Here is a 16,415-nt window from a genome sequence, read left to right as displayed (position 1 = left end):
GAAATTCCATATCAATTGCAACCAATGCAGCACGATTTTCGTAAATCGCGAAATCGAGCGGGAAAACTCGCCTCAGGGTGGTTTCCTGATCCGTCAGTTCATCGCGGGTTCGCTCTGGTCGCCGCCGAGATTTCTTGTGGGCGGGGACGCGAGAAGTTGGCGTCTAGCTGTTGGAGGGGCGCGCGCAGGTGAGCAGCCAGGAATTGGCGAAGAGGCTGTATTGCACCACGAAGGTGGCCTTGAAACTGCTACCCTTGTCGGCGAGCGCCGCATGGCGGCGGGGCAGCATGAGGCGGGTGCCGGTGGGCGCGCCGCGGTTGAGTTTATCGGCAATGATGTCTGCCGGGCCGTTGGCGGTGATTGCAAGGGTTTGGGTGCTGTCCTCGAAATCCTTCGAGCGCGTAAGCATCGTGACGGTCCGCGCATCGATCAGCAGATCGAATTCCTTGCGCAGGTTCTTGGCCTGGAAGGCGGTATCCTTCCGGTCGAAGGTGAGCATGTCGAGCACCGTGCAGGTATAGGCAGCCGGGTTGGCCTGCAGGGGCGCCGAGAGCAGGCAGAGGAAGATGAAAAGAGCGGTGGTTCGCATGGGCGGGCTTCCGGGTTCAGGGGCGCGTGGCGATCCAGTCGAGGATCGCGACGGCCACGGCATCGGGGTTCTGGTGGCAGAGCCAGTGATCGGCGCCGTCGATGGTGACGCGGGTGAGGTTGGGGGCGAACTCTTCAAGCCCTTCGGTGGCTTCCGGCAGAAGGGCGGTATCATTGGCGCCCCAGATCAGGAGATGCGGCTGGCGCACCATCAGGCGTTCGCGGGGCAGGGTGGGCAGGTCGGTGAGCGGTTTTCCGGGGGTGCCCACGCGCAGGGGTGAGGCGCGATACCAGTTGACCATGCCGCGCATCCGGCCGGGGCGGGCCCATTCACGCTTGTAGGCGGCCAGGCGCGGGCCAGTAAGCCAGGAGAGATCCATATGCGCCGAGAAGAGCGAGAGCAGTTTCGCGAAATCATTGGCAGCAAGCTCATCCTCGGAACCATCGCGGCGCAGGTAGTGGATATATTGCGAGGCCTCGGTCTGGGCGCCGCCCGCGGCGATGGCGCGCTGGAAGGGCGCGGGATGGACGCCGTTGACGATAATGAGACGCGATACCAGGTCGGGCGCCATCATCGCCAGCCCGTAGGCCACCGCCGACCCCCAGTCATGCCCCAGCACGGTGCAGGGAGCGAGATCCAGCGCCTCAATGAGGGCGGCCATGTCGCCGACGAGATTCGAGGTGGTGTATTCGCCCACCTCGGGCGGCGCCCAGCTCTGGCCATAGCCGCGCTGATCGGGGGCGATGCAGTAGAACCGGTCGCAGAGCCGGGAGGCCAGTTCATCCCAGGCGCCGGAATATTCAGGAAAGCCGTGCAGCATGAGCAGCGGCGGCAGGTCGGGGCTGCCCCAGGTGAGGTAGTGAAACGGCTGGCCGGATAGGTGGATGTGGTGGCTTTGCATCGGGCAAGGCTGGCGCATCGCGCGCGGCAAGGCAAGTGGAACGCGGCGTTCGGCCCGGCCCGGGGCACGCCATTGCCGGGCTGATCGCGCGGGTGGTCAGAGGCGAAAGGCGTTGTGTCCGGTCGGGCGGGCCCGTAGGCTTTTTAGTGGGGACAAAACCGGATTTCTAACAGGAGTTTGGCATGGCTTTCTGTCGTTTTCTGATCGGGTTGTTCGTTGTTTTGTGGCTTGGTGCGCTGGCGTTGATGGCGATTGGCACATTTGGCTGGTTCGGTCAGCCACAGGATCCGCTGGCGGGCGTTTTCGTGATCATTCTCGGTTCACCGTGGGTGCAGCTCGCGAGTATGGAGTCGGTCGTGCTGGCCTTGTTGATGCCAGGGGTGAACCTGTTCATCCTGTGGTTTATTTGCCGGCTTCTGACGCGGAGGCGATAGCCACTCTTCGGCAGCCACCGTCACCGGGCGGCGAGGGGCTGACGATGTTCTGGTTCAATCGTGAGGCAGGCGTTTGTGCCAAGATCACCACGGCGGACGGGGTGTACTCGAATATTGAAATCCTGCCGGCGGAGGATTGCTGAGCAATGATCCATGCCTGCCCGTCACGGGTAAGCCGGGCAGGCATGGACTATTTCTTTTTCGTGCGTTTGACAGCGATGTCCTGCCAGTTCGTGTCGATGGCGATGGCCTGAACCTTTTCGAACAAAGACTTGTAGGCTAGCCGCTCAAGCCTCTGCTGATCCTTTGACAGGCGCCGCCTGAACAGGAAGCGCGATGGGCGCTTGCGCTCGTGGGTGAACAGAACAAACCGGTCTTCGACGTTGCCGATCGCGCAGGACAGCGCTTCGAATACGGTGTCCTCGGTGTAGGCGCTGAGCGAAACAGGGTCTCCGACGAGGAAACCGAAGTTCTGCGGCTTGTAAGCCGCGCCGGAACTGGCCGCCACGAAATGGCTGCTCAGCGCGTTTTCGAGTTCGGAGCGAGACGCGGAAACAGGACCGTCGCGAAGACAGAGATAGGTTCCATCCCCCCTGTAACACAGCACTCCATGATCGTTGATAAGCGTGGTGCCGATTGCTTCGGCCGCGGTGTCGAGCGCCGCGCGAAAGCTTGCCCCGGAGGCTGAAAACTTTCGGCCTGTGACCGGAATGAGCTTGATAGCGAACAGGACGTGGTCCTTTTTCCGCCCGCGTGTCAGCTGCAGCACATAGTTTTCGAACTCACCGAAATCGATCGCGGTATCCGTGGTGCCAATCCCGACGCGATGCGAAATCTTGATTTCGGGGTTTGCGGCATCGAGTTCGATCGGATGTTCTTCGTTGAAGGGCTGCTGGGCGACGAGGGATTTTTCGTAGCTGGTCTTTTGTGCACTGCTGATACGCTGGCGCAGCTGCTCGATATCCAAGGGCTTGGTCACGTAATCCGTGGCGCCAGCCCGGAAGGCGCGATCCAGATATGACGTGTCGTGCATCGCGGTCAGCATGAGGATCGGCTTGTCGCCGTGACCTGGCGTTTGCCGAATGATCTCGGTCAAGGCGATGCCGTCGAGTTCGGGCATCTGGATGTCGATCAGGAAACACTCGAACGGCGTTTCGGCCGAGCCAATCTGTTCGAGCGCGTGCATTGCCGAAGTTGCGCTGACAACCTCATGGAATCCGGTGCTGGTCAGCGCGTGCTCAAGAATGGTCAGAATGCCGGGGTCGTCATCGACTGTCAGAATTTTCAAGACCGCCCACCTGTCTTTCGGTAATTCAGGGAAAAACAGCAGATCTTAAACGTACCAGGGAACGGTGGGGGCCGATCATGGCGGACAAATGAAAGAATCCGAGTGAGATTGTGGCAATTTCAGCGGTGAAATCCCTCAGGGTTGTCGCCGGTGTTTGGGGGTGTCTCAACGCGTGCAAAATTCCCTCTGAGACTGCTGCCTGCGCTGTTGAGCTGTTGTGGGAAGCTATGGCCCCGTTGGTTGCCGGACCGCGGAGGCAGGATGGACTGAAGGAGGGCCAGCGTACCGACCATAGTCTGACAGAACGCCGGACTTCGTCCTTTCGCGGCAAGGACGGGCGGCTGCTAGATCAGTTGGCAGGAACAGACACCAAAACGGAGAAGACCAATGGAAATCGTTTCTGCAGAAACCCTTTCGGGTCATATCAAGATCGACTATGCCAACGGGTCGAGCGAAGAAATCGACGCCGGCATCTATGAGCGCAAGGACGAGAACGGTGACACCGTTGAACAGCGCGCTGCCACGCAGGCGGACATAGACCGGTTGAACGGGCTTGTCGCGAGCCACGAGGCGGCGCTGGGCCCGCTCACCGCCGAGGTTGCCCAAGTTTCGCTGGTCGGCGAGGCCATCGAAATCACCTATGTCGACGGCACGAAGGAGTCGGTTTCCGGCGGCGTCTACGAGCGCAAGAATGCCGACAACGAAACGATCCTCGAGCGTGCCGCGACCGAGGAGGATGCCAACCGTCTGGCATCTCTGGCAGGGACGGCATCGCCGGGATCGCCCAACGACGACGGCACCGCCGACCAGGGCTCGGGCGATGCGCCGGGCACGCCGAGCGGCGACGATGACGGCACCGCCGACCAGGGTTCGGGCGACGCGCCGGGCACGGCGGGCAATGACACGCTGACCGGCACCCGCGGAGACGACTCGGTATCGGGTGGCGATGGCGAGGACTCGATCTCGGGCGGGCGCGGCAATGACGACCTTCAGGGCGGTGAAGGCGCCGACACGATCGCGGCCGGCAAGGGCGAGGACTCGATTACCGGCGATGGCGGTGACGACCAGATCAAGGCGGGTGCCGGAGACGACACCGTGAGCGGTGGTGATGGCGACGACCGGCTGGATGGCGGCAGCGGTCATGACCTGATGGATGGCGGTGCCGGTGATGACCGGATCCGCGGCCGCTCGGGTGATGACACGATCAATGGCGGCGACGGGAATGACCGTTTGCGCGGCGATGGCGGCAATGATGTGATTACCGGCGGTGCCGGGAAGGATCGCGTGCTGGGCAAGGCCGGTGACGACACGCTGGATGGCGGTGAAGGCCGCGACATCTATAACGGCGGACTGGGCGCGGATGTGCTGGTGTTCTCCGCCGATGCCTCCTTTGACGTGATCAAGGATTTCGAGGACGGCATCGACCTGATCGATGTCTCGGCCTACGGCTTTGCCTCGGCCGAGGACTTCCTGGCCTCGGCCTTCGAGCGCAAGGGCAGCACCTATATCGACCTGGGCGAGGATGACCGCCTGAAGATCGATGACGTGGCGCTGGCCAATATCACGGCAGACGATTTCATCCTGTGATGGCCTGCCGAAGCTGCCCCTTTCGGGGCGGTTGTTTTCCCGCCGCCGAGGCGGCGGGGCGCCCGGGCGCGGAGGGGCTGCCGCGTCCGGGTTTTGCATGTTTCGCGGCCTTTTCCGGGCGTGCGGATACTTGATGCGGATCAAGGACGGATTGTCGCAGCAGGCGTAAGATACGGGCGTGAATGTGAAGGAGACGCATATGACGACGCGAAGCGCCGCACGGCCCAGTTCTGCCAAGGCCCCCGAAGCAAAGCCCGAGACCAAGGTGGAGGCGGCGGCCCCGAAAGCTGTTGCGGCCAAGCCCGCCAAGAGTTTCAAGAAGGAACCCACACTGGAAGAGGTGCGGCGCGCCTTCGAGAGCGGGGAATACCCCTATACCGACAAGATGAACCGCAAGACCTATGAGGCGCAGAAGGCTAAGCTGCAGGCCGAGCTTCTGAAGGTGCAGCTGTGGACGCAGGAGACCGGGCAGAAATTCGTCATGCTGTTCGAGGGCCGCGACGCCGCGGGCAAGGGCGGCACGATCAAGCGGTTCACCGAGCACCTGAACCCGCGGTCGGCCCGGGTTGTCGCGCTGAACAAGCCCACGGACGAGGAAAAGGGCCAGTGGTATTTCCAGCGCTATATCCAGCACCTGCCAACCTCGGGTGAGATCGTGCTTTATGACCGGTCGTGGTACAACCGCGCCGGCGTCGAGCGCGTGATGGGGTTCTGCGAGCCCAATGAATACCTGGAATTCATGCGCCAGACGCCTGACCTGGAACGGATGCTGGTGCGCTCGGGGATTCGGTTGTTCAAATACTGGTTCTCGGTCACGCAGGACGAGCAGCGACGCCGGTTCGAGAGCCGTGAGACGGACCCGCTCAAGCAGTGGAAGCTGAGCCCGATCGACAAGGCGAGCCTCGACAAGTGGGACGACTACACCGAGGCCAAGGAGGCGATGTTCTTCTACACCGACACCGCCGATGCGCCCTGGACCATCGTCAAGTCGAACGACAAGAAGCGCGCGCGGCTGGCCTGCATGCGCCATTTCCTGGCCAGCCTGGAATACCCGGGCAAGGATCACAAGCTGGTGGGCCGTCCCGACCCGCTGCTGGTGTCGAGTGCGAACCACGTGATCCACCGGTCCGATCATATCCTTGGGACAGCCCTGCATCCCGATCAACGCCGCTCCTGAGGCGCATCGGTCGATCTGGGTGAGAACGCCACGCGCCAGGAGGAGGGCGCGTGGCGTTTTGTTTTTCCCGCGCGCATTTCCGCGCATCGGCGGTTTGGGCGTAACGGCGGCGTTGCGGCGCCGGGGCGGGGCGGCTATCTGGACAGGCATGTTTGGGGGATTTCGCACCATCGCGGCACTGACATGGCTGGCGCTGCCCGGAGCGGCGCTGGCGCATCCGCATATCTTCGTGGCCACCGGCCTGCGGGTGGTGGCCGAAGAGGGGCGGATCACCGGCATCGAGGTGGCCTGGCAATATGACGAGTTCTACTCGCTTCTGGTGCTGGAGGACATGGAACTGGATGGCGATTACGACGGCAAGCTGACCGAGGCCGAGCTGGCCCGCCTGAGCGGTTTCGACATGCACTGGATTGATGGGTTCGAGGGCGATCTCTATCTCGCGCAGGAGGGTGCGGCGGTGGCATTGGGCGCGCCCGAGCCGCGCGGCACCGCCTTCGAGGACGGCAAGATCACCACCCGCCATTTCCGCCCGCTGGCGCAACCGGTCGCGGGGGCGGTGGCGGTCAAGGCCTATGACCCGACCTTCTATACCGCCTATGACCTGGGGCTGGGCGTGGATGTGCCCGAGGGCTGCCGCGTGGCGATCCGGCCGGCCGATATCGGCGCCGCGCAGAAGGCGCTGCTGGCGGAGCTGGCCGAGATCCCCGAAGACGGCACCGTGCCCTTTCCCGAGGTGGGGGCGCAGTTCGCCGACACGGTGGAGGTGACATGCGCCGCGCCTTCCTGATCCTGCCGGTGGCGCTGGGGCTGGCGCTGGCCGTTTGGCTGTGGGGCTTTGGCGGCATGGACCGCGTGGCCGCCTGGGCCGCGCAGGGCCAGCGGGACGCGCAGAACGCGATCGCGGGCATGCTGCGCCAGTTGCGCGGCGGCGACGCGGCGGCCTGGAGCGGGCTTCTGGGCCTGTGTTTTGCCTACGGGTTTTTTCATGCGGCGGGGCCGGGGCATGGCAAGCTCCTGATCGGCGGCTATGGCGTGGGCCGGCGGGTGCCGCTGGCGCGGCTGGTCGGGCTGGCGCTGGCCTCGAGCCTGATGCAGGCGGTGACGGCGGTGGCGCTGGTCTATGCCGGGGTGTTCGCGTTTCAGTGGGGACGCGAGCGGATGATCTCGGTGGCCGAAACCATGCTCGAGCCGCTGTCCTATGCGGCAATCGCGCTGGTGGGGCTGTGGCTCCTGCTGCGCGGGCTGGGGCACCTGCGCCGCGCCTGGGCGCATCGCGGGCATCACCGGCACGACGATGGCAGCTGCAGCTGCGGGCACAGCCACGGGCCGACCCTGGAAGAGGCCGGCGAGGTGCGGTCGCTGCGCGACGCGGTGGCGCTGGTGGCCAGCGTAGGCATCCGGCCCTGTTCGGGGGCTGTGATCCTGCTGATCCTGGGGCACCTGATGGAGATCGACATGGCCGGAATCGCCGGCGCCGTGGTGATGGCGCTGGGCACCGCCAGCGTGACCATGGCGGTGGCGGTCCTGGCGGTCAGCATGCGCGAGGGGGCCCTGGCCCAGAGGATGGGTGGTGCCGGGGCGGCGCGCACGGCCTCGGTGATCGAGGTGGTGGCGGGGCTCCTGGTGCTGGTCGTCGCGTCGCAGCTCGCGCTGTCGGCGCTCTAGGCAGGATCGCGCGGCGCCGGCGGCCCGCCCACCCACCCGGTTGCGGTTTTGAGAAAACCGCAACCGCCCCCGTCGCCGCGCGATCGGCGCGCCCGGGGTGCAGGGTACTATGGCAGGCGTCGGCCATCGAGTATTTTGGCCAAGAGAGACCGGTGGCGGTCTTCGCCTGGTCTCTTTCTTGGTGAAAATACTCACTTGCACAGCGTGGACGGCGGCGAAGCAGTGATGGCGAGGCCCCGCCCCGCCGCGACGCGTGGCACACGCGGCGCAATACCTTATCGGGCGCGCGCCGTTTTCGGAGGGTATTTCGGGGCGTGCAGGCCAAGGCTGCGCGCCGTGCGGATATCGGCCAGAAGGTCGCGTTCGGCGGCGGCAAAGAGCGCGTCGAGATCATCGAGCACGAAATAGAGCGGCTGGTGGATGTCGATGCGGTAGGGCGTGCGCAGGATGTCGATCACGTCGAAGGGGCGGTACTCGGGGTCACCCGAGACCGACCAGGGCAATTCGGTGGGCGAGGAGGCGAGCCCCGAGCCGAGCGCCTTGAGCGCACCGTTTTCCCGGGTCAGGCCAAACTCGATGGTGAACCAGTAGAGCCGGATGAGCCAGCTGTAATCGGCCGGCGCCGCGGCGAGACCGGCCCGGCCGATGGCCTGCGAGAAGCGCGCGAAGCGCGGATCGGTCAGCAGCGGTGTGTGGCCGAAGATCTCGTGGAAGATGTCGGGTTCCTCGATATAGTCGAAATGCTCGCGCCGGCGGATGAAGCTGGCGGCGGGAAAGGTTTTCGCGGCCAGCATCGAGAAGAACTGCCCGAAGGGGATGAGCGCCGGCACGGGGTCGACCTGCCAGCCGGTCAGCTCGCGCAGCCGGGCCGAGATGTCTGTGCATTGGGGCACGCGGTCGCGCGGCATGTCGAGCCGGGCGAGGCCATCGAGATAGGGCCGCGCCATCAGGCGCTGCACCTTGGGCATCTGCTGGGCCACGAGATCGCGCCAGACGGCGTTTTCATCGGCGTCGTATTGGATTTGGCCCGTGCTGTCGGGGGTCTTGGCGGTATAGCTGGTATCCTTGGGCATGAGGCGTCTCCTGTTTCGGAAGAAGGAAATGCCAACTCGGGCGAAATGTTTTCGCTTTTTTGTGGAAAAGGTGGTAATCTTGGGCAAAATTTTTCGCCATACACGAAAATTGGGAAAAATATGTCCGATCTGCATGCCGAGCTGGATCATTTCGACCGGTTGATCCTGAAAGAGGTTCAGCGGGATGCGAAGCCGAGCCTGTCCGACCTGGCCCGGGCGGTGGGGTTGTCGACGAGTCCGTGCTGGCGCAGGCTGAAACGGCTGGAGGAGGCCGGAGTGATCCGCGGCCAGGTGGCGATCCTGGACCCTCGGGCGCTGGGGCTGGATGCGATGGCCTATGTGCAGGTGTCGCTGATCGATCACCGGGAAGAAACGATCGCCGCTTTCGATGCCTTCGTGGCGCATGAGGCGCAGGTGATCGAATGCGCCTCGATCACCGGGGAAAGCGATTACATGCTCAAGGTCGTGGCGCGCGATCCCGAGGATCTGGAGACATTCCTGATGCGGCGCCTGCTGGGGCTTGGCATCGTGCGCGGCACGGTGACGAATTTCATCCTGCGGCAGAAGAAATACGCCACCGCGCTGCCGGTCGAGTGAGGCCTGCGCCGGGGCTTGCCCGGGCGCGGGTGCACGCGTAAGGGGATGGGATGAGCCATCCCGTCACATATCGCGAGCATGCCAGATCGGTGCTGGCGCTGGGCGTTCCGCTGATTGGCGGGAACGTCGCGCAGTTCGCGATCACGCTGACCGATACGGTGATGCTGGGCTGGTATGACGTGGGCGCGCTGGCCGGCAACGTGCTGGGCGCGATGGTGTTTTTCGTGCTCTTCATCTTCGGGGCGGGGTTCGCGCTGGCGGTGATGCCGGCGGTGGCGGCGGCCGAGGCCGAGGAGGACGCGCGGCAGGTGCGCCGGGTGACGCGGATGGGGCTCTGGGCCTCGCTGGCCTTCGGGCTGGCCTGCCTGCCGGTCTTCCTGTTTGCCGAGCCGATCCTGGGCCTGATGGGGCAGGAGCCGGACGTGGCGGAACTCGCCGCGCAGTATCTGGGCATCGCGGGCTGGGGCATTGTCTTCGCGCTGACCGGCATGGTGTTGAAGAGCTATCTGTCCGCGCGCGAGCGCACGGGGATCGTGCTGTGGGGGACGGTGGCGGCGGCGCTGGCCAATGCGGTTGTCAACTATGCGCTGATCTTCGGCAACTGGGGCGCGCCCGAGATGGGTATCCGCGGGGCGGCGATTGCCTCGCTCGTGGTGCAGGTGGTGCTGCTGGGGGCGCTGGTGTTCTATATCCTGATCGTCACGCCCGAGCATCACCTGTTCCGCCGGTTCTGGCGGCCCGACCCCGAAGCGCTGGGCCAGGTCATAAGGGTGGGGTTGCCCATCGGGCTGACGACGCTGGCCGAGGTGAGCCTGTTTGCCGCCAGTTCGGTGATGATGGGCTGGCTGGGCAAGGTACCGCTGGCGGCGCATGGTATCGCGCTCAACATCGCGTCGCTGGCCTTCATGCTGCATATGGGCCTGTCGAGCGCGGCGACGGTGCGGGCCGGCCGCGCCGTGGGCCGGCGCGACCGCGACGGGCTGCGGCGTGGGGCGCTGGTGGTGGTGGCGCTGTCGGGGGTGGCCGCGGTGATGACGGTGGTTTTGTTCCTGACGATCCCCGGCTGGCTGGTGGGCCTGTTCCTGGACCCCGATGACCCGCAGCGCGAAGCGGTGCTTGCGGTGGGGATCGCGCTGATGGCCGCCGCCGCGTTGTTCCAACTGGTCGATGCCGCGCAGGTGATCGCGCTGGGGCTGTTGCGCGGGGTGCAGGATACGAAGGTGCCGATGCTGATCGCGGCGCTGGCCTATTGGGTGGTCGGTGTTCCGGTCAGCTACGGTTTGGGCTTTGTCGCCGGGATGAATGGCGTCGGTGTCTGGCTGGGTCTGGCCGTGGGGCTGGCGGTGGCGGCGGGGCTGCTGATGTGGCGGTTTTTCGCGGTGTCGATGGCGCGGGCGTTCTAGGTTCGGGCGGCACTAGTTTTCGTCGAGCAGCCGGTCGGCCTTTTTGCGCACCAGGACCGAGCGCAGGTCGTGCATGGCCAGCAACAGCGCGTCGGTCACTTCTTCCAGCTGGTCGTCGGTGGCGCGCGACTGGGCCCAGTGGGTGGTGAGGTTGAGGTAGTCCACGGCGCGATGGATATCGTCGATATCGCGCGCGGCAAGGATGGCAACGCGTTCGTCCATCCAGTCCTGGATCACCTGCAGGTCGCGCTCGGACAGCTCGCGCCCGCCATGGGGTTTGATTTCGCCGTTGCGGGTGTTGACCACCGCGATCTGGTCCATCTCGATCCGCCGCTGGCGGTTCTCGGTGTCCACACGGTAGACGAAGGCGCCGTTTTCACGCACCCGGAAATAATAATCGGGTAGATCAGCCCCCATGTCCCTGCCGCTATTGCCTGTGGTTGGCCAGTGTTTTCGTCGGTTCAGCCGGCGATTGTCAATGATGCATTCCGTTCAGGTGCAGCGCGCAGCCCGTTGGGATACCAAAAAGGCGGGTCATTGCGCATGGGCATAGAGCACCGAGAGAACCTCGTCTTCGGTCACAATCCCGTCGTTATCCAGATCCATGCGGATCAGCACGTCGAGAAAACTGTCGCCCGTGCCTTCACTGGGCGCATCGCGCAGGGCGGCGGCGCGCATTTCATCGAGGCTGATGATGTCGTCGTCGCCGGCTTCGGCGTCGTCGAGATAGCCCTGGACAAAGCCCGACAGGTCGCCGGGAAAGGCCGCTTCCAGCTCGGCCCGCGTGACCTGTCCGTCCCAGTCGATGTCGATGGCGAGAAAGCCTGCCACCTTGTCGGCGCGTTTCCTTGCCAGGTTGAGCCGCGCGGTTTCATCGATCCGCAACAGGTCGAGCCGCCCGTCATGGCTGTTCTTCTCGAAGCTGCGATAGAGCATTTCCGCGGCCTGGTCGAAATTCGCGGCGAGCAGCGCGGAGAGCGTGCTGCCGAGCTCGACCGAGGCGGGATCGCGCGCCTGCTGCGCCGGGGCGGGCCCGGCGCAGAGGGTCAGCGCGGACAGAACGGCTGCGCAAAGACGCGGCGGAGCGATCATGTCAGTGCGGCGCAGAAATCCTGGATCCGGGTGCAGGCCTCTTTCAGCGCCGCGTCCGAGGTGGCGTAGCTGACCCGGAAGCAGGGGCTGAGGCCGAAGGCCGCGCCAAAGACCACGGCGACGCCTTTTTCCTCCAAGAGCGCCTTGGCGAAGATCTCGTCATTCTCGATCTTCGTGCCGGCGGCGGATGTCTTGCCGATCAGTCCGGCGATCGAAGGATAGACATAGAACGCGCCTTCCGGCGTGGGGCAGGTGACGCCGTCGATTTCCGAGAGCATCGAGACCACCAGATCGCGCCGGCGTTTGAAGGCGGCGTTGTTTTCCGCGATGAAATCATGCGGGCCATTCAGCGCCTCGACCGCGGCCCATTGCGAAATCGAACAGGGGTTCGACGTGGATTGCGACTGGATCTTGCGCATCGCGGCGATCAGCTCTTTCGGGCCGGCGGCATAGCCGATGCGCCAGCCGGTCATGGCATAGGCCTTGGAGACGCCGTTGCAGGTGAGCGTGCGGTCGTAAAGACCCGGTTCGACCTGCGCGGGCGTGCAGAATTCGAAATCGTCATAGGCGAGGTGTTCATACATGTCGTCGGTCATCACCCAGACATGCGGGTGGCGCATCAGCACCTCGGTCAGCGCCTTGAGTTCGTCCCAGGTATAGCCCGCGCCAGTGGGGTTCGAGGGCGAGTTGAAGATGAACCACTTGGTTTTCGGAGTGATCGCCGCCTCGAGCTGCTCGGGCGTGATCTTGAAGGCGTTTTCCAGCGTGGCCGCAACCGTCACCGGCGTGCCGCCGGCAAGCAGCACCATGTCGGGGTAGGAGACCCAGTAGGGCGCCGGGATCAGCACCTCGTCGCCCGGGTTCAGCGTGGCCATGAGCGCGTTATAGAGGATCTGCTTGCCGCCGGTGCCGACGCTGACCTGCGCGGGCTCATAGTCGAGCCCGTTGTCGCGCTTGAACTTGGCGCAGATCGCGGCTTTCAGCTCGGCGATGCCATCGACGGCGGTGTATTTCGTCTTGCCCGCCTCGATCGCGGCGATGCCCGCGGCCTTGATGTGCTCGGGGGTGTCGAAATCGGGCTCGCCGGCGCCAAGGCCGATCACGTCCTTGCCCGCGGCTTTGAGCTCGGCGGCGAGGTTGGAGACGGCGATGGTGGGTGAAGGTTTCACCCGGGCGAGCGTGTCGGAAAGGAAGGCCATGATGTCGGGAACCCCGGTTTGAGTCTGGATTATCTCTGTCATAAGTTGCCCTGACATCCCCTTCAAGCGGGAAGAAAGGAGCCCGAGATGGACGACACTCTGAGCGAAGGCTGGTTCGACCCCGAAAACGCAACCTTCGGCGACCGCGTCGCCGGCGCGCGCGATGCCGCGGGCATGACCCAGAAACAGCTGGCCAAACGCCTGGGCGTGAAGCTGAGCACGTTGCGCGACTGGGAAAACGACGTGAACGAGCCGCGCGCCAACAAGCTGCAGATGCTGGCCGGCATTCTCAACGTGTCGCTGACCTGGCTGCTCGATGGCACGGGCGACGGGATCGACGCGCCCGAGGAGGTCCAGCCGATCAATGACGAACTCGCCCAGGTGCTGGCCGAGCTGCGCGAGCTGAAGGCCCGCGCCAACAAGACCGCCAACCGCCTGGGCGCGCTGGAGAAGCGCCTGCGCGGACTGGCTCGGGAGGGGCAGCTTGGCTGAGACCCGCGAAGACCGGCTGCGCCGCATGAAGATGCGTTCGATGCGGCGCGGCACCAAGGAGATGGACCTGATCCTGATGCGTTTCGCCGAGGCGCGGCTCGAAGCGATGGGCGAGAGCGAGCTTGACGCCTATGATGCGCTTTTGAGCGAGAACGACCAGGACCTCTATCAGTGGGTCAGCGGCCAGGCGCCCGCGCCCGAGGCGCTGCGTCCGCTGATCGACGAGATCGCCGCGATCGTCGGCGCGCGCTAGCCCGCGCCGGGCTTTGCGCCGCATTTTATCTAACCTCGCCGTGATTTAACGGATTTTTCGGCATTTTGCTCCAGTTTCCGTCCCGAGCAGTTTCGACGGAGACGATGATGAGTATGCATATGCCGATGAACGTGGGCACCGGGACCGGCTTCATGGGAAGCTATCTTGAGGCGCTGTCGCTGGTGGAGCGGCTGCACCGGCTGCTTCTCGATGTGATCAAGGACGAGTTCGAGCGCGTCGGCGTTCTGGAGATCAACGCGGTGCAGGCGCTGTTGCTGTTCAATATCGGCGACAACGAGGTGACCGCCGGCGAATTGAAGACGCGCGGCTATTACCAGGGTTCGAATGTCAGCTACAACCTCAAGAAACTCGTGGACATGGGCTACATGCATCACCAGCGTTGCGAGATCGACCGGCGCTCTGTCCGGGTGCGGCTGACCGAAAAGGGCCGTGAGATCCGCGAGGTCGTGGCGCGGCTCTTTGCCCGCCATGCCGAAGGGCTGGTGTCGAAATCTGTGGTCAGCCCCGAGGGGATCGAGGAGATCACCGGCGTGCTGAAACGGGTCGAACGCTACTGGAGCGACCAGATCCGCTATATTTACTGACGGGCTGCCATCCGGGTCGCATGCGGCTCTTTCTTGGTGAAAATACTCATGCGCGAAACAGTACCGCGCGCGATCGGCTGGTGGAGGGGTCCACGGGTCCGATCAGAGGCGGGGCCGAGCGGAGCGAGGCCCCGCCCCGCCGCGACGCGCGCCAGCGCGGCGCAAATTCTGATACGCCGCCGGTTTTCGCGGTGCTGCCTCAGGGGTGGGTCCGCGACAGAACGAGGCCACGAAGTTCGCGTTTGAGCTTGCGCACCATCGCCGCCTCGTAATCCTGGAAACCAAGCGCGGTTTCGACGAAGGCATCGGGCCCGGTGATGACATAGGCGTGGAAATAGGACACCAGTTCGCCGATCTCCACGTAGCGCGTATCGGTCGAGGCGCGCGCATCGGCGCCGATCACGAGGGCGTTGATGGTGACGCCGGCGGCGCGCGCCTCGGCGCGGATCGGGCCGGGGCGGGGGCCGCTGTTCGATTTGCCATCTCCCGAGATGTCGAGCGTGCGCGCCCAGCAGTCGCGCTGCGTGGCGAGTTGGGCGATGCCGTGGCGCATCGCCTGTCCCAGTGCGGTCGAAGGCGGCAGGGCCGCGCGGGGCAGGCTTTCGAGCCGCGCCGCCGCCTGCTGGAGGGCCGCAGCGTCGGTGATCGCGGTCCAGGGCAGGATCACCCGCTGCGCGCCCGCGTCGCTCCATTCATAGACCATCAGGCGCACCGGTGCGGAGGGCATGGCCAGAAGGGCGCGGGCCACCTCGGGGTGGCGCAGAGCATTGGCAAGGCCCCGGCGCTGCAGCGTGTATTCGGCGCTGTCGACCGAGCCCGAAACATCGAGGCCAAGCGCCAGCGCCTGCCGGCATTGTGCGGCCCCGGGGCCGGCCAGCAGGAGCAGGCACAGGCAGGCGGCGCGGATCATCCCGGTGGCCCCTGCCGGGCGGGCAGGACGCCGATCACCTGGCCGCGCAGCTCGCGTTCGAGCTTGCGGCGCATGGCACGTTCGAAATCGTCGAAGCCCTGCGCGATTTCGAGAAACGCGCCGGGGCCGTGCAGCACCTCGCGGCGGAAGATGTCGATCAGGTCCAGCTCGCCCTCGAAGTCGGCGGCGTTGATGACGAGCCCGTTGACCGTGATCCGCGCAAAGGCGGGATCGGTATAGGCGATGCGCGGGCCGAAGCCATCGTTGTTGCGGCCGTCACCGGAGAGGTCGATGGTCTGGAAATCGCAGTCCGGCGCGCGGGTGAGCAGCGCCGCACCGAAGGCCAGCGCGTGGCCCATGGCGGTTTCGAACGTGTCGTAGGCGCGTCGGCTGTCGGCGATCACCCGGGCGGCCTGCGCAAGGTCCTCGGGGCCGTGCAACAGAGTCCAGTTCAGCACGATCGATTGGTGCCCACGTCCGGACCATTCATAGGCCGCAAGTGCCACGGGGCGCGGCGAAGAGAAGGCGGCGCGCACCACCTCGGGCGCGGTGAGCGCGGCGGCCAGCCCGCCGCGCTGAAGCGCGTCTTCGGCCGCGTCGACCGAAGAGGAGACATCGAGCGCCAGCGCAAGCGCCAGCCGGCACCCCTGTGCCAGCCCCGGCAGAGGCAGGAGCGCCAGGGCGGCGGCGAGACACAGGGCGCGCGGGCGCACGGGGATTACCAGTGGCCGGTATTGCCCATGCTGGCCCAGGGTTCCTCGGGCGGGAGCGGATCACCCTGCTGCAGCAACTCGACCGAGATGTTGTCGGGCGAGCGGACGAAGGCCATGCGGCCATCGCGCGGCGGGCGGTTGATGGTCACGCCGTTGTCCATCAGGTGCTGGCACATTTCGTAGATATTGCCGACCTCGTAGGCGAGGTGGCCGAAATGCCGGCTGTCGGAGGGCAGGCCATCATCGCCATCCCAGTTGTAGGTCAGTTCGACGGGGCATTCCGGCTGATCGGGCGGGGCCATGAAGATGAGCGAAAAGCGCCCCTCTTCGCTGTCGTAGTGGCGGGTCTTTTTCAGGCCCAGCAATTCGTAGAAGGCCATGGATTTTTCAAGGTCCTTCACCCGGACCATGGTGTGCAGGTATTTGATGTGCATTTC

General features: G+C 65.0%; 20 protein-coding genes. 10 read left to right on the top strand and 10 right to left on the bottom strand.

Going from position 1 to position 16,415, the window contains the following annotated elements:
* Positions 1–163 precede the first annotated feature (163 nt).
* Both E0501_RS14955 and E0501_RS14950 read right to left on the bottom strand, forming a co-directional pair.
* A complete protein-coding gene (locus tag E0501_RS14955) occupies positions 164–589 on the bottom strand; it encodes a hypothetical protein (protein ID WP_137702182.1) in 426 nt (141 codons plus the stop codon).
* Between the two features lie 16 nt (positions 590–605).
* Complete coding sequence (locus E0501_RS14950; protein ID WP_137702181.1) at positions 606–1,490, bottom strand: alpha/beta fold hydrolase; 885 nt, start codon at positions 1,488–1,490, stop codon at positions 606–608.
* Positions 1,491–1,672: 182 nt separating this feature from the next.
* Between E0501_RS14950 and E0501_RS14945 the strand changes: the two genes are divergently transcribed.
* The gene (locus E0501_RS14945) at positions 1,673–1,924 is read left to right on the top strand and encodes a hypothetical protein (RefSeq protein WP_137702180.1); all 252 of its coding nucleotides are present in this window, start codon (positions 1,673–1,675) and stop codon (positions 1,922–1,924) included.
* 190 nt (positions 1,925–2,114) lie between these two features.
* On the opposite strand, the gene E0501_RS14940 is transcribed toward E0501_RS14945, so the two are convergent.
* Entirely contained in the window at positions 2,115–3,212 is a 1,098-nt protein-coding gene (locus tag E0501_RS14940) for a response regulator (RefSeq protein WP_161594628.1), read from the bottom strand.
* Positions 3,213–3,599: 387 nt separating this feature from the next.
* Here E0501_RS14940 and E0501_RS14935 point away from each other — a divergent pair, with 387 nt between their 5' ends.
* The 4 genes from E0501_RS14935 (at position 3,600) to E0501_RS14920 (ending at position 7,641) form a co-directional block, all read left to right on the top strand.
* Positions 3,600–4,799 carry a calcium-binding protein gene (locus tag E0501_RS14935; RefSeq protein ID WP_137702178.1) on the top strand — a complete coding sequence of 400 codons (1,200 nt, stop codon included), beginning with the start codon at positions 3,600–3,602 and terminating at the stop codon, positions 4,797–4,799.
* A 199-nt stretch (positions 4,800–4,998) separates the two neighbouring features.
* On the top strand, positions 4,999–5,976 hold the full coding sequence (gene ppk2 / locus E0501_RS14930; protein ID WP_137702177.1) for a polyphosphate kinase 2: 978 nt from the start codon (positions 4,999–5,001) through the stop codon (positions 5,974–5,976).
* 148 nt (positions 5,977–6,124) lie between these two features.
* Positions 6,125–6,763 carry a DUF1007 family protein gene (locus E0501_RS14925; protein WP_137702176.1) on the top strand — a complete coding sequence of 213 codons (639 nt, stop codon included), beginning with the start codon at positions 6,125–6,127 and terminating at the stop codon, positions 6,761–6,763.
* On the top strand, positions 6,745–7,641 hold the full coding sequence (locus E0501_RS14920) for a nickel/cobalt transporter (protein WP_137702175.1): 897 nt from the start codon (positions 6,745–6,747) through the stop codon (positions 7,639–7,641). Before E0501_RS14925 ends, E0501_RS14920 begins: the two co-directional genes overlap by 19 nt.
* 275 nt (positions 7,642–7,916) lie before the next feature.
* On the opposite strand, the gene phhA is transcribed toward E0501_RS14920, so the two are convergent.
* Entirely contained in the window at positions 7,917–8,849 is a 933-nt protein-coding gene (gene phhA / locus E0501_RS14915) for a phenylalanine 4-monooxygenase (protein ID WP_137702174.1), read from the bottom strand.
* On the opposite strand from phhA, the gene E0501_RS14910 reads away from it, so the two are divergent.
* A complete protein-coding gene (locus E0501_RS14910) occupies positions 8,835–9,311 on the top strand; it encodes an Lrp/AsnC family transcriptional regulator (protein ID WP_137702173.1) in 477 nt (158 codons plus the stop codon). The two genes, phhA and E0501_RS14910, sit on opposite strands and share 15 nt — an antisense overlap.
* A 50-nt stretch (positions 9,312–9,361) precedes the next feature.
* Positions 9,362–10,714 (top strand): MATE family efflux transporter, encoded by a 1,353-nt coding sequence (locus E0501_RS14905; protein WP_137702172.1) that lies wholly within the window; start codon positions 9,362–9,364, stop codon positions 10,712–10,714.
* Between the two features lie 12 nt (positions 10,715–10,726).
* Here the strand turns inward: E0501_RS14905 and E0501_RS14900 are convergent, their stop codons facing one another.
* The 3 genes from E0501_RS14900 to E0501_RS14890 all read right to left on the bottom strand — a co-directional run bounded on the left by E0501_RS14900 (position 10,727) and on the right by E0501_RS14890 (position 13,005).
* Positions 10,727–11,131, bottom strand: a complete 405-nt coding sequence (locus tag E0501_RS14900) for a hypothetical protein (RefSeq protein WP_137702171.1) — start codon at positions 11,129–11,131, stop codon at positions 10,727–10,729.
* 117 nt (positions 11,132–11,248) lie between these two features.
* Complete coding sequence (locus E0501_RS14895) at positions 11,249–11,806, bottom strand: EF-hand domain-containing protein (protein WP_137702170.1); 558 nt, start codon at positions 11,804–11,806, stop codon at positions 11,249–11,251.
* Positions 11,803–13,005, bottom strand: coding sequence for a pyridoxal phosphate-dependent aminotransferase (locus E0501_RS14890; protein WP_137702359.1), 1,203 nt, complete (start codon positions 13,003–13,005; stop codon positions 11,803–11,805). Before E0501_RS14890 ends, E0501_RS14895 begins: the two co-directional genes overlap by 4 nt.
* A gap of 87 nt (positions 13,006–13,092) precedes the next feature.
* On the opposite strand from E0501_RS14890, the gene E0501_RS14885 reads away from it, so the two are divergent.
* From E0501_RS14885 to E0501_RS14875, 3 genes are all read left to right on the top strand, one after another.
* Positions 13,093–13,497, top strand: a complete 405-nt coding sequence (locus tag E0501_RS14885; protein WP_137702169.1) for a helix-turn-helix domain-containing protein — start codon at positions 13,093–13,095, stop codon at positions 13,495–13,497.
* The gene (locus tag E0501_RS14880) at positions 13,490–13,750 is read left to right on the top strand and encodes an FAD assembly factor SdhE (protein ID WP_137702168.1); all 261 of its coding nucleotides are present in this window, start codon (positions 13,490–13,492) and stop codon (positions 13,748–13,750) included. Before E0501_RS14885 ends, E0501_RS14880 begins: the two co-directional genes overlap by 8 nt.
* 107 nt (positions 13,751–13,857) lie before the next feature.
* Positions 13,858–14,355 (top strand): MarR family winged helix-turn-helix transcriptional regulator, encoded by a 498-nt coding sequence (locus E0501_RS14875; RefSeq protein ID WP_407943441.1) that lies wholly within the window; start codon positions 13,858–13,860, stop codon positions 14,353–14,355.
* 199 nt (positions 14,356–14,554) lie between these two features.
* Here the strand turns inward: E0501_RS14875 and E0501_RS14870 are convergent, their stop codons facing one another.
* Genes E0501_RS14870 through E0501_RS14860 form a run of 3 tightly spaced genes read right to left on the bottom strand, consistent with a single transcriptional unit; the run spans position 14,555 to position 16,412 of the window.
* Positions 14,555–15,265, bottom strand: coding sequence for a DUF1194 domain-containing protein (locus E0501_RS14870; RefSeq protein ID WP_137702167.1), 711 nt, complete (start codon positions 15,263–15,265; stop codon positions 14,555–14,557).
* Entirely contained in the window at positions 15,262–15,978 is a 717-nt protein-coding gene (locus E0501_RS14865) for a DUF1194 domain-containing protein (protein WP_235857868.1), read from the bottom strand. The genes E0501_RS14870 and E0501_RS14865 overlap by 4 nt, the downstream gene beginning before the upstream one ends.
* Positions 15,979–15,983: 5 nt before the next feature.
* Positions 15,984–16,412, bottom strand: a complete 429-nt coding sequence (locus E0501_RS14860; protein ID WP_137702165.1) for a VOC family protein — start codon at positions 16,410–16,412, stop codon at positions 15,984–15,986.
* Positions 16,413–16,415: the final 3 nt, after the last annotated feature.

The organism is Marimonas lutisalis (assembly GCF_005434965.1).
In the GTDB taxonomy this organism is placed as follows: Bacteria; Pseudomonadota; Alphaproteobacteria; order Rhodobacterales; family Rhodobacteraceae; genus Marimonas_A; species Marimonas_A lutisalis.
The sequence above is the reverse complement of the archived record's forward strand: the minus strand, read 5'-3'. Positions and strand labels throughout refer to the sequence as shown.

What these genes read in the sequence shown, in the direction of transcription:
- E0501_RS14955 (WP_137702182.1), bottom strand. Translation starts at nt 589, where the DNA reads ATGCGAACCACCGCTCTTTTCATCTTCCTCTGCCTGCTCTCGGCGCCC.
- E0501_RS14950 (WP_137702181.1), bottom strand. Translation starts at nt 1,490, where the DNA reads ATGCAAAGCCACCACATCCACCTATCCGGCCAGCCGTTTCACTACCTC.
- E0501_RS14945 (WP_137702180.1), top strand. Translation starts at nt 1,673, where the DNA reads ATGGCTTTCTGTCGTTTTCTGATCGGGTTGTTCGTTGTTTTGTGGCTT.
- E0501_RS14935 (WP_137702178.1), top strand. Translation starts at nt 3,600, where the DNA reads ATGGAAATCGTTTCTGCAGAAACCCTTTCGGGTCATATCAAGATCGAC.
- ppk2 (WP_137702177.1), top strand. Translation starts at nt 4,999, where the DNA reads ATGACGACGCGAAGCGCCGCACGGCCCAGTTCTGCCAAGGCCCCCGAA.
- E0501_RS14925 (WP_137702176.1), top strand. Translation starts at nt 6,125, where the DNA reads ATGTTTGGGGGATTTCGCACCATCGCGGCACTGACATGGCTGGCGCTG.
- E0501_RS14920 (WP_137702175.1), top strand. Translation starts at nt 6,745, where the DNA reads ATGCGCCGCGCCTTCCTGATCCTGCCGGTGGCGCTGGGGCTGGCGCTG.
- E0501_RS14910 (WP_137702173.1), top strand. Translation starts at nt 8,835, where the DNA reads ATGTCCGATCTGCATGCCGAGCTGGATCATTTCGACCGGTTGATCCTG.
- phhA (WP_137702174.1), bottom strand. Translation starts at nt 8,849, where the DNA reads ATGCAGATCGGACATATTTTTCCCAATTTTCGTGTATGGCGAAAAATT.
- E0501_RS14905 (WP_137702172.1), top strand. Translation starts at nt 9,362, where the DNA reads ATGAGCCATCCCGTCACATATCGCGAGCATGCCAGATCGGTGCTGGCG.
- E0501_RS14900 (WP_137702171.1), bottom strand. Translation starts at nt 11,131, where the DNA reads ATGGGGGCTGATCTACCCGATTATTATTTCCGGGTGCGTGAAAACGGC.
- E0501_RS14895 (WP_137702170.1), bottom strand. Translation starts at nt 11,806, where the DNA reads ATGATCGCTCCGCCGCGTCTTTGCGCAGCCGTTCTGTCCGCGCTGACC.
- E0501_RS14890 (WP_137702359.1), bottom strand. Translation starts at nt 13,005, where the DNA reads ATGGCCTTCCTTTCCGACACGCTCGCCCGGGTGAAACCTTCACCCACC.
- E0501_RS14885 (WP_137702169.1), top strand. Translation starts at nt 13,093, where the DNA reads ATGGACGACACTCTGAGCGAAGGCTGGTTCGACCCCGAAAACGCAACC.
- E0501_RS14875 (WP_407943441.1), top strand. Translation starts at nt 13,858, where the DNA reads ATGAGTATGCATATGCCGATGAACGTGGGCACCGGGACCGGCTTCATG.
- E0501_RS14870 (WP_137702167.1), bottom strand. Translation starts at nt 15,265, where the DNA reads ATGATCCGCGCCGCCTGCCTGTGCCTGCTCCTGCTGGCCGGCCCCGGG.
- E0501_RS14860 (WP_137702165.1), bottom strand. Translation starts at nt 16,412, where the DNA reads ATGCACATCAAATACCTGCACACCATGGTCCGGGTGAAGGACCTTGAA.